We start from the raw sequence: 592 nt of genomic DNA, 5'->3' as shown, positions 1-592 counted from the left end.
GAATGAGCCCCCGGTTGCCCTCAGCGATGAGGTCTATAAGGGGCACTTCCCTTCTCCGCCTCCAAAGGGACTTCGCCGTGGCCACCACGAGCTTGAGGTTGGAGAGCAGAAAGCGCTTCCGGGCCTCCTCCCCTTCCCGGACGAGCAAGTAGAGCCTCTTGCCCTCCTTGGAGGAGCGGCACAGGGCTTCTATGCGCTCGATTTCCCCTTCGGACACCGGAAGGGATTCCAAGAAAGAGCCCTCTTCCAAGACCCTCGCCCTGGCCGCCCTGAGGATTTGGCCGGGGTCCACCCCCACCATCTCCCCCAGGCGCTTGGCCGCCTCTTGCCCCTCCCATATCTTTCGGGCGAGTTCCACTTCCTCTTCCAGGCTGAGCACCTCGTGCCCGCCCGCGTCGTTGAGGTAGAGGCGAAGAAGGTCCTTGAGCCAGGAGGGGGAAGCATCCGCTTCTAGCTTCTCCAGGCTCGGGTCTTCCAGGGAAGGGGAGAGCGCTTCCCCTTCGGACTCCCCCAGAGCTTCCCCTGGGGGTTCCCAGTCGGGAAACTCCCCCCTTTCGAGGGGGTCGAGGGGGAGGAGGCCAGGCGGGGCCCC

General features: G+C 64.9%; 1 protein-coding gene. It reads right to left on the bottom strand.

Annotated features, from left to right (window positions below):
• The coding region (locus tag AC01Y6_RS11060) for a sigma-70 factor domain-containing protein (RefSeq protein WP_476671579.1) at positions 1-592 on the bottom strand (592 nt) is incomplete at both ends.

This window comes from Thermus sp., assembly GCF_056332225.1.
This window is presented reverse-complemented; position numbering and strand designations above follow the sequence as displayed.